General features: G+C 67.2%; 8 protein-coding genes. 4 read left to right on the top strand and 4 right to left on the bottom strand.

The features are described 5' to 3' along the window. Positions 1 to 62 precede the first annotated feature (62 nt). A complete protein-coding gene (locus tag KIT25_00880) occupies positions 63 to 1,820 on the top strand; it encodes a pyruvate oxidase (protein ID UYN95535.1) in 1,758 nt (585 codons plus the stop codon). A gap of 16 nt (positions 1,821 to 1,836) precedes the next feature. On the opposite strand, the gene ctaD is transcribed toward KIT25_00880, so the two are convergent. Then, positions 1,837 to 4,344: a cytochrome c oxidase subunit I gene (gene ctaD / locus KIT25_00885; protein ID UYN95536.1), complete on the bottom strand. Its 2,508-nt coding sequence runs from the start codon at positions 4,342 to 4,344 to the stop codon at positions 1,837 to 1,839. Beyond that, complete coding sequence (gene coxB / locus KIT25_00890) at positions 4,341 to 5,036, bottom strand: cytochrome c oxidase subunit II (GenBank protein ID UYN95537.1); 696 nt, start codon at positions 5,034 to 5,036, stop codon at positions 4,341 to 4,343. Before coxB ends, ctaD begins: the two co-directional genes overlap by 4 nt. 18 nt (positions 5,037 to 5,054) lie before the next feature. On the opposite strand from coxB, the gene KIT25_00895 reads away from it, so the two are divergent. After that, entirely contained in the window at positions 5,055 to 5,540 is a 486-nt protein-coding gene (locus tag KIT25_00895; protein UYN95538.1) for a DUF2231 domain-containing protein, read from the top strand. On the opposite strand, the gene KIT25_00900 is transcribed toward KIT25_00895, so the two are convergent. Next, complete coding sequence (locus KIT25_00900) at positions 5,504 to 5,989, bottom strand: CopD family protein (protein UYN95539.1); 486 nt, start codon at positions 5,987 to 5,989, stop codon at positions 5,504 to 5,506. The genes KIT25_00895 and KIT25_00900 overlap by 37 nt on opposite strands. After that, complete coding sequence (locus tag KIT25_00905) at positions 5,986 to 6,657, bottom strand: cytochrome c oxidase assembly protein (GenBank protein ID UYN97782.1); 672 nt, start codon at positions 6,655 to 6,657, stop codon at positions 5,986 to 5,988. The genes KIT25_00900 and KIT25_00905 overlap by 4 nt, the downstream gene beginning before the upstream one ends. Before the next feature lie 244 nt (positions 6,658 to 6,901). Here KIT25_00905 and KIT25_00910 point away from each other — a divergent pair, with 244 nt between their 5' ends. Beyond that, positions 6,902 to 9,202, top strand: a complete 2,301-nt coding sequence (locus KIT25_00910) for an FdhF/YdeP family oxidoreductase (protein ID UYN97783.1) — start codon at positions 6,902 to 6,904, stop codon at positions 9,200 to 9,202. A 48-nt stretch (positions 9,203 to 9,250) separates the two neighbouring features. After that, a complete protein-coding gene (locus KIT25_00915) occupies positions 9,251 to 9,988 on the top strand; it encodes a hypothetical protein (protein UYN95540.1) in 738 nt (245 codons plus the stop codon). The last annotated feature ends 39 nt before the right edge of the window (positions 9,989 to 10,027 follow it).

Raw genomic sequence — 10,027 nt, forward strand, 5'->3', positions numbered from 1 at the left:
CTCCGGTGCGGCATCATCGACATGCCGCCGCGCTTGCCCTCGCTTCATCGAAGGAGCCGCCCATGGCCGAGCCGACCGCCTCCGACATCCTCGTCGACACCCTCGTCGCCTGGAAGGTCGACACCGTCTTCGGCATGCCCGGCGACGGCATCAACGGCATCATGGAGGCGCTCCGCGTGCGCCGCGACGACATCAGGTTCATCCAGGTCCGGCATGAGGAATCGGCGGCATTGGCGGCCTGTGCCTATGCCAAGTGGACGGGGCGTCTGGGCGTATGCGTCGCCACGTCGGGGCCGGGCGGCATTCATCTCCTCAATGGCCTGTACGACGCCAAGCTCGACGGCCAGCCCGTGCTCGCCATCACCGGGCTGCAGTTCCACGACCTCGTGCACACCCTGACCCAGCAGGATGTCGAGCTCGACAAGCTTTTCATGGACGTGTCGGTCTACAACGCGCGGGTCATGGGGCCGGGCCACGTCGAGAACACCGTCGAGCTGGCCTGCCGAACCGCGCTCGCCTATCGCGGCGTCGCCCATGTCACGATACCGGTCGACGTCCAGTCGATGCCCATCGACACCATGCCCCGGTCCGAGCGCAACGTTCCGTATCATGTTTCCGACGTGCTGCCCCGCTCCTGGCAGTTGCCGTCCGAGAGCGCGCTCGACGAGGCGGCCGAAATCATGAACAACGGACGCAAGACGGTCATCCTGGCGGGCCAGGGGGCGATCGGCGCCGGCGACCTCGTGGTGCGCGCCGCCGAGCGGTTGGCCGCACCCATCGTCAAGCCGCTGCTCGGCAAGGGCGCAGTGCCCGACGACAGTCCCTACTCGACCGGCGGCATTGGATTGCTCGGCACCAGACCCTCGCAGGAAGCGCTCGCCGAGTGCGACACGCTGCTCATCGTCGGCAGCTCCTTCCCGTACATCGAGTACTACCCGAAGCCGGGCCAGGCGGCGGCCGTCCAGATCGAGCTCGATCCGCAACGGATCGGGCTGCGCTATCCGGTGAAATCGGGCCTGGTCGGAGACGCCGGCAAGGTTCTCGAAGCGCTGCTGCCGCGATTGAAGGCGCGCGAAGACCGTGGCTTCCTCGACCGGGCGCGCCTGGGCATGGAGCAATGGCGGCAGCTGATGGACGAGCGCGGCATGCGGCGCGACAAGCCGATGAAGCCCCAGGTGGTTGCCCACGAGCTCGACAAGCTGCTGGCTCCCGATGCGATCGTCGCCACCGATTCGGGCACGATCACGACCTGGGCGGCGCGCCACCTGACGATCCGCGAAGGCATGAAGTTCTCCTGCTCCGGCAACCTCGCAACCATGGCCTGCGCGCTGCCCTATGCCATCGCCGCGGCCATCGCCTACCCGAGGCGGCAGGTCGTCTGCTTCGTCGGAGACGGCGGCCTTTCCATGCTGCTCGGCGAACTGGCGACCTGCGTGAAGTACGGCCTCGACGTGAAGATCGTGGTGATCAAGAACGATACGCTCGGGCAGATCAAATGGGAGCAACTCGTGTTCCTCGGCAACCCCGAGTATGGTTGCGAGCTCCAGCCGATCGACTTCGCCACCGTGGCGCGTGGTTTCGGCATCGCGAGCTACACCATCGAGGAACCGGGCGACTGCGCCGCGATCCTGGCCGAAGCGATGTCGCGACCGGGCCCCGTCCTCGTCGAGGCGGTCGTCGATCCGCACGAGCCGCCCATGCCGCCGATCGCCACGCTCGAGCAGGCGACCAAGCTCGCCCAATCGCTCGTCAAGGGCACTCCGGCCGCCGGCAGGATCGCGCTCACCGTCGCCAAGGACACGGTGCGGGAGCTGATCTGACGGCCGGATCGACCGCTCACCCGGCGATGAGATGCGGCAGAACGCATACGAAGACCAAGCCCAGGATGCCGCCCACGGTGCTGAAAATCTGCCAAATCCATGCCAGATCGACAGGGGCCCGGCGCAGGGTCGGGGCGTCTTTGCGTCGGCAGACGGACCAGGCCTGCAGGCCGAGGACGATGGCGACACCGGCATGGAAGGCCGTGTAGACGACGACCACCAGGCTGCCGGCCGCGTAAGCGTGGGCTGCAGCATCCGGCAATTGCCCGATCAGTGCGATACCGCCGACGAGCGCCACTGCATTGGCAGCCACGACGGCCAGGAGGAGTTTCCGACAACGATCGGAGCCGATCGCGGCGGGACGTGAGGCAAGGCGGGCCCCCCAGGCGGCCAATGCCCAGGCGGTGCCGGCCATGCCGGCCTCGATCCAGCCGTCTTGCAACAGGGCATCGGGCGGCCAGTTCGGCGCCACCAGCCAGAGAAAGAGCACTCCGAAGATCAGACAGGCGTAGAGCGTTCCGTCGGCGACCAGCGTCAGCAGCATCGCCATGCGCGCCGGCGGGTTGGCGACTTCCCGATGGGTCCGCAGATGCATGTCGTGCCCTGCGGGCAGCAGCCCGTATTCCCGAGGCGCCTCGACCTCCCTGGCCCAGAACAGGAAGGTGACTCCGAGGAATGCCGCTCCGGCCAACGCGACCTCGTACATCTTGAAGAGCGCCGCCACGAAGAACACCGCCGTGAAACACGCCGAGTACAGAGGCAGAAGCGTCGGTGCCGGAAGGACGATGATCTGCTCGGGCTTGCCCGTCGCCGTCTCGACGCCCAGGGTCTCGAGCCAGCGATTGCGCGTGAAGGCAAGGTAGCCGCATCCCGCCGCCAGTTGCGGGCCCAGCCTTTCGTTGCCCAGCAGCGGATCGCGATCGCCTACCGAGGGAAGAGACGCGAAGTTGTAGTTGGGCGCGGGCTTGGGCGTCGCCCATTCGAGGGTCGTTCCTCCCCACGGGTTCTTGCCGCTGCGCCGGGCGGTCCTGAACTGCAGGACGATGTCCAGCAGTACCGCCGCGAAGCCCATCGTCAGGATGAATGCCCCGATCGACGAGACGAGGTTGGGCCAATCCCAGCCGAGATGGGCTTCGTACGTGAACACGCGGCGCGGCATGCCGAGCAGCCCGGTGAGATGCATGACGAGGAAAGCCAGGTTGAATCCCACGAGTATCAGCCAGAAGCCGGTGATGCCGATCCCGGACTCCACCGATCGCCCGGTGAACAGCGGCAGCCAGTAGTATGCCGCGGCCAGCATGGGGAAGACGAAGCCGCCGACCAGGACGTAGTGCAGATGCGCCACGACGAAGTGCGTGTCGTGTGCCTGCTGATCGAACGGCACGGCTGCGACCATGACGCCGGTGAGGCCGCCGGGAACGAACACGAGGAAGAAACCCACGACGTACAGCATCGGCAACCGGAGTTGCGGTCGGCCCGCCATCAACGTGCCCAGCCAGGCGAATATCTGCACGGCCGTCGGCACCGCGACCAGCATGCTCGCGGCCGAGAAGAAGCCCAGCGCGAGATGCGGTATGCCGACCGTGAACATGTGGTGCACCCAGAGACCGAAGCTCAGGAACGCCAATGCGATCGCCGCGACGACGATCCAGGCGTAACCGAGTATCCGGCGGCCCGCCATTGCCGGCACGATCATCGACACCACGCCCGCGGCGGGCAGGAAGATGATGTAGACCTCCGGATGGCCGAACAGCCAGAAGAGGTGCTGCCAGAGCAGCGCATCGCCGCCGCGTTCCGGATCGAAGAAGGGCAGGCCGAGCGCCCGTTCCAGCTCGAGCAGGATCGAGCCGAGGATGAGCGGCGGAAAGCCCGCGAGCATCATGAAGGCCGTGATCAACAGAAACCATGCCAGCAGGGGAAGGCGATCGACCGACATGCCGGGCGCGCGCACCTTCAGGACCGACACGATGATCTCGATCGCGCCGCAGAGAGCGGATATCTCGACGAAGGTGATGCCGATCAGCCAGATGTCGGCATTGATGCCGGGCGTGAAGGGCTGCGAGCTGAGCGGCGTGTACATGAACCAGCCGCTGTCGGGGGCGACCCCCGCCAGCATGCCGAAGATCAGGATCGATCCGCCGAACAGGTAGCACCAGTAGCCGTAGGCGGAGAGGCGGGGGAAGGCGAGATCGCGTGCTCCCAGCATCTTCGGCAGCAGGTACATCGCCAGGCCCTCGAACAGGGGAATGGCGAAGAGGAACATCATGATCGTGCCGTGCATCGTGAAGATCTGGTTGTAGATCTCCGGCCCGACGAAGGCGCTGCGCGGGCTGGCGAGCTGTGCCCGGATCAACATGGCGAGCAGGCCGCCGATCGCGAAGAAGGCGATGGAAGTGACGATGAAGCGCTTGCCGACGACGTTGTGGTTGACCGCGGACAACCAGCCCAGCCGTCCACGGGTGCCCCACAGCGCGTCGAGCTCCTTGTGCAGGCGTATCGGCGAGCGCGGCGTCGACGGGGTCATCGCGACCCGTCCGTCGGCCGGCCGCGCCGTCGATCGACCTCGTCCGGCGTCGCTCTTCTCAGCCCCTCGATCGCGCGCCGGTAGTCGTCCGCTTCGTGGACCTGGACCGCCACGGACATGCCCGTGTGCCCGGTGCCGCAGAATTCCGCGCACAGGCCGAGGAATCGTCCGGGTTCCGAACCCACCAGGCGCAGCACGTTGGTCCGTCCGGGGATCGCATCGATCTTGCCGCCGAGTCGGGGAATCCAGAAGCTGTGGATGACGTCGACGCTGGAAACCTGGAGGTCGACCGGGCGGCCGGCGGGCATGTGGAGGACGCCATCGGACGCCCGCGCCTCGTCTGCGGCGCCGTAATAGAAGGTCCATTGCCATTGCCGGGCGACGACCTGCACGGGAATCGCCCCGTCCCCCCGGGCAAGCAGCTGCTCCCCGACCACGATGGCGTATCCCAGCAACAGGGGCAGGATCACTCCCGGCAGGACGAGGCCGCCACCAACGAGCCAGAGCCGCGTTGACTCGCTGGCGGGCGTGCGCCGCCACACAGCCACGGCCAGCAGCACGGCCACCAGGCCGAACAAGGCGAGGGACGCCCACAGCATCACCCACCAGAGCCGCGCGACGGCTGCGGCGGCCGGTCCCGCGGGGTCCAGCACGGAGGCGGGGCCCTCGCAACCGGCGAGCAGCAGCAGCAAGGAGAAGGGGACGAGACGATGGTCAACCCGAAGATCGAGCAGGTCGCCGCGCCGGACGTCAGTTCCGCGGTCGCGGTCGCCGGACATCCAATCCACGCGATGCTGGTCCATTTCCCGATCGCGCTCACCGTCGTGACCTTGGGCTGCGACCTCCTGTTCTGGTTCGGCGGCGATGTCTTTTGGGCGCGCGCCGCCCTGTGGGCCAGCGGCGCGGCGTTCTGGACGGGCCTGCTGGCCAGCCTCGTCGGATTGGCGGAACTGCTGCTCGTTCCCGGCATCCGCGCCCGCACGCCGAGCTGGACGCATGGGGTGGTGGCCGTGATGTTGCTCGCGGTGCTGGCGGCCAACTGGGGCGCCAGGCAATGGGGCGACGAAAGCCAGATCCTTCCCTGGGGCCTTTTCCTGTCGTGCCTCGGGGTGCTGAACGTCTCGTTTGCCGGTTGGCATGGCGGCAAGCTCGTCTTCGATCACGGGATCGGCCTGATGGTCTCGAGCAAGGATTGACCGGCCCCCGGTCTTTCCATCCATGCCGGGAGAAAGCGTGGCTCCAGCACCGGCTTTGCCAGCACGAGCCAGAGCACCGCGGAGATCGTCATCAGCGTCGCGACGGTCGAGGCCAGCTGTCGCCACGTCCGGAAGGGATGCGAGGTCGACGAGACCAGCTTGCCGGCCCGCAGGTGGACGAAGACGAGCAGGCTGACGGCGGCAAGCTTGGCGTACATCCAGTCCGAGTAGACGCCGCGCTGAAAGATCAGGGCGACGCCGCTCGCGATGGCAAGCAACGCGGCGGGCGACGCGACCTCGATGAACAGGCGCCGTGCCAGCCTGTTCGACAGTTCGGTGCGGTCGGGATCGGCCAGACGGCGGTTCGCCAGCAGCGCGGGCAACGCCAGGAGCCCGGCGCACCAGACGCTCAGCGCCACGATATGGACGGTCTTGAGCGCGACGGTCATGAACTTCGGGGCGCCCAGGCCGGCGCCAGGAAGCGCCGGAAGACGAGCGCAAGACCCACGACGACGTAGGGAAGCGATGCCGGGATCCACATGATCAGGCCGGCCAGCTGCTGGTCCTGAAGGGCCGTCAGGCCCCAGGGCTCGGTCGTCAGCAGGTGAGGTTCATAGAGCGGCGCGGGCGCGAACGTGATGAGCGCGCCGAGAAGGGCCATCTGGGTCGCTGTCCCGACGAGCGCCACCATGACGACCGACAGGTGTGCCCACGGGGACAGGAGTACCTGCCAGAGGAGCAGCGCCGTGCCGAGCAGGGTGAGTTCCATCACCCAGTACACCGTCGTGTTGGAAAGGGCGGCGCCATAGGCCGAGGGCGCATGCCAGGACCACAGGACGGCTGCGTGGAGGACCGCCAGCGCGGCGATCGCCCCCGGGCTCGCGCCTTTGAAGATCGGTCGGCAGGGCCAGCCCAGCACCAGCAGCGGCGCGACGACGGCGATCATCAAGGCGTGATGGGCGATCCGAGCCGAAAACAGAGCCGAAGCGAGGGCGCAAAGTGGAGAAACGAAGAGGACGAAGAGAAGGGCCCATCCCAGGGCGGCGCAGGCCGCCTGCCTGCCTCTCGACGGCGATCGCACGAACGCCGCCGCATGGAGTGCCGACAGCCCGACCATCGCGAGCAGCAGCCACGGGTCCAGGTTCCACTGCTGCGCGAGCTGCGACGGGGTGGGGGCCGGGCCGCAATAGATGTTCGTCCACACGCTCCCCTCGGCTCCATCGCAAAGCTCCGATCATGTGCAACGCGGCTGAGCCTCGGGGGTTTCCCGAAACCGGAGGATTCGGCCGGCAAGTCCCGATTGCATGGCAACCAAGGACGTCGTCGGCCTGTTGCATGGTGGAGCGGCATCGGGAGGGGTCATGAAGCACGACGACGACGTCGTTAAGTACGACGGATCCGCCGGCGGATGGGGATCGTTGGGCAGCATCGCCCGGATATTCTTCGGTGCGCGCGGCACGCCAGCCTCGCTCGGCACGCTCCTGCGCCAGAACAAGCCGGGCGGATTCGCCTGCGTCTCCTGCGCCTGGGCCAAACCCTCGGACCATCACCCGTTCGAGTTCTGCGAGAACGGCGCCAAGGCCACGTTGTGGGAGCAGACGACCCGACGCTGCGGACCCGATTTCTTCGCGACGCATACCGTCTCGCAGTTGCGCGAGTGGCCGGACCACGATCTCGAACAGCAGGGCCGCCTCACCGAGCCCCTGCGCTACGATCCGGCCTCGGATCGCTACGTCCGATGCTCGTGGCAGGAAGCCTTCGACGCGATCGGCCGAACGCTCGGACGGCTCGACCCGAAGTCGGCCGTCTTCTATGCCTCGGGTCGGGCCAGCCTGGAAACGTCCTACGCCTATGCGCTGCTCGCGCGGCTCTATGGCACGAACAACCTGCCCGACAGCTCGAACATGTGCCACGAGACGACCTCGGTCGCGCTGAAGGAAGTGATCGGGTCGGCCGTGGGGACCGTCGTCTTCGACGACCTGGCCAAATGCGACGCCATGTTCTTCTTCGGCCAGAACACCGGAACGAACAGTCCGCGATTCCTCCACCCTCTGCAGGCGGCGGCCAAGCGCGGTTGTGCGATCGTGACCTTCAATCCGCTTCGCGAGGTCGGGCTGGAGTGGTTCGTCAATCCCCAGCATCCCGGCGAGATGCTCAGTCCAAACCGAACCCGGATCTCGCAGCAGTATCACCAAGTCAAGGCGGGCGGAGACATCGCCGCGATCCTCGGCATGTGCAAGCATGTCTTCGCCAGAGACGACGACGCACGTCGCGGCGGCAGGCGTGTCATCGACCGCGATTTCGTCGCTCAGCACACTCACGGCTTCGCGGCATTCGAGGAGGCGGTGCGGGCCGCCGCCTGGGATGACATCGAGACGGAGTCCGGCCTTTCGCGCGCGGCCATCGAGGCGGCGGCGCAGGTCTACGTCGAGGCCGATCGCGTGATCGGCGTCTACGGCATGGGCCTCACCCAGCACGTCCACGGCTTCGACAACGTCGCCATGCTGATCAATCTGCTCCTGCTCAAGGGCAATATCGGTCGGGAGGGAACGGGCATTCTCCCGGTCCGCGGGCATTCGAATGTCCAGGGCCAGCGCACGGTGGGCATCGCCGAGAAGCCCGACTTGGTGCCGCTCGACCGGATCGCCGAACTGTTCGCCTTCGAGCCGCCGCGCGAGGAGGGCCTCAATACGGTCACCGCTTGCGAGGCGCTCATCGCCGGCCGCGTGAAGGCGTTCCTGGGATTGGGCGGCAATTTCCTGCGCGCCGTGCCCGAGCGCGCGGCGGTCGAAAAGGCCTGGGCCGGCATGGATCTCACCGTCCAGATCGCGACCAAGCTCAACCACAGCCATCTGGTGAACGGGCGGGAAGCCTATCTGCTGCCGTGCCTCGGCCGCTCCGAGGAAGACGTGCAGGCGAGCGGCCGCCAGACCGTCACCGTGGAGGACAGTTTCAGTTGCATCCATGGCTCCGTCGGCAGGCATGCGCCGGCAAGCCCGCACCTGCTGTCGGAATTCGCCATCGTGGCGGGCATCGCCAAAGCGACTCTCGCGCCCAATCCGCGGATCGACTGGGACAGGTGGACGGGCGACTATTCGATCGTGCGCGGCGTCATCGAGCGGACCTATCCCGACCACTTCGCCGATTTCAATCGCCGGCTCCACACACCGGGCGGATTCTACCGGGGCAATCCCGCGCGCGAGCGCATCTGGCACACCGCGACCGGCAAGGCCGAGTTCCGGTTGCCCGCCGGACTCTCGGCTGTGGCGTTCGCCTCCCGTCCCGGCCGGTTTCGTCTTGTCACGTTGCGCAGCAACGACCAGTTCAACACGACGATATACGGCTACAGCGATCGCCTGCGAGGCGTCGAAGGCACGCGAGACGTCGTCATGATGAATCCGGCCGACATCGGCCGGGCGGGGCTTCGATCCGGCCAGGTCGTGTCGCTGGTCGGCGATGCCGACGATGGCGTCCATCGGGAAGTCGGTGGCCTGCGGGTCGTTCCCTGCGACCTGCCCGACGGTTGCCTGGTCGCCTATTATCCCGAGGCGAATCCGCTGGTGCCGCTGTCGCTCCACGACCGCAAGTCGAAGACGCCGGCCAGCAAGTCGGTGCCGGTGCGGATCAAGCCCGACACGTCCCCGTCCGCGGCAGCATCTTGAAGCCCCGGCCATCGATCGGGCCTGGGTCGTGCTATCGTTCGCCTGCGCATGAAATCCCTTCATCAGGCATGGGCCGCCCTGCAGCCCCGGCTGAGGATACTGGAGCCGGTGCGGTTCTCGTCCGACCACTGGTCTCTCGTCGAACGCCTGCATGCCGGCTTCAACGATCGCGAGGCGCACACCCGCCTGCCGATACCGATCGCACGCTTCCGCGATCCGGCAATACGGGCGATCCACCGGGAGGCGCGGCGATTCGACGATGTCAGGACCGCCTCGGCCGACGACGATGCGTCGGATGCGATGGCGGGCCACGCGCGTCTCTACAACGACGACGTCGATGCGCTGATGGGGGTGCTCGTTCCCTCGGCGCGCTATCGCAAGGGCCACCATGCGTATGGCCGGTTCACCGTTCCCGAGCCGCACGGCCTGCATACCGATCACAGCGCCGAGGATCCGGCGGCCGCGGGCGAACCGATCTGCATCGCCCGGATCGAAGCCCTGGGCACGCACTATGTCGCGGGCGACTATCGGACTCACGACCCGCGGACGCGGCGCATGCTCGAGGCCCTGCGCTACTGGAGGACCGTTCCCGAGGGCGAGCCGGAAGATATTCTCGAGGAGCTGTTGAGATGCGGGACGCTCGCGACCATTCCCGTGAACCGGGTCATGCTGATGGTCGCCGGCAACCGCTCGGACGACGCCCAGATCACCCAGCACATCGCCGCCCGGCCACCCGACGGCGGATTGCACTCGGCGTTCTTCCAGAGGCAGTACAGGCTGGCGTAGACGTCGCCGATCCCGGTGGAACGACCGGATGAAAAGACC

The sequence above is a fragment of the Enhydrobacter sp. genome (genome assembly GCA_025808875.1).
Lineage (GTDB): Bacteria > Pseudomonadota > Alphaproteobacteria > Reyranellales > Reyranellaceae > Reyranella.

Bases quoted from the DNA above. Each gene is read 5' to 3' on its own strand.
- KIT25_00880 (UYN95535.1), top strand. From the start codon at position 63: ATGGCCGAGCCGACCGCCTCCGACATCCTCGTCGACACCCTCGTCGCC.
- ctaD (UYN95536.1), bottom strand. From the start codon at position 4,344: ATGACCCCGTCGACGCCGCGCTCGCCGATACGCCTGCACAAGGAGCTC.
- KIT25_00895 (UYN95538.1), top strand. From the start codon at position 5,055: ATGGTCAACCCGAAGATCGAGCAGGTCGCCGCGCCGGACGTCAGTTCC.
- KIT25_00900 (UYN95539.1), bottom strand. From the start codon at position 5,989: ATGACCGTCGCGCTCAAGACCGTCCATATCGTGGCGCTGAGCGTCTGG.
- KIT25_00905 (UYN97782.1), bottom strand. From the start codon at position 6,657: ATGGTCGGGCTGTCGGCACTCCATGCGGCGGCGTTCGTGCGATCGCCG.
- KIT25_00910 (UYN97783.1), top strand. From the start codon at position 6,902: ATGAAGCACGACGACGACGTCGTTAAGTACGACGGATCCGCCGGCGGA.
- KIT25_00915 (UYN95540.1), top strand. From the start codon at position 9,251: ATGAAATCCCTTCATCAGGCATGGGCCGCCCTGCAGCCCCGGCTGAGG.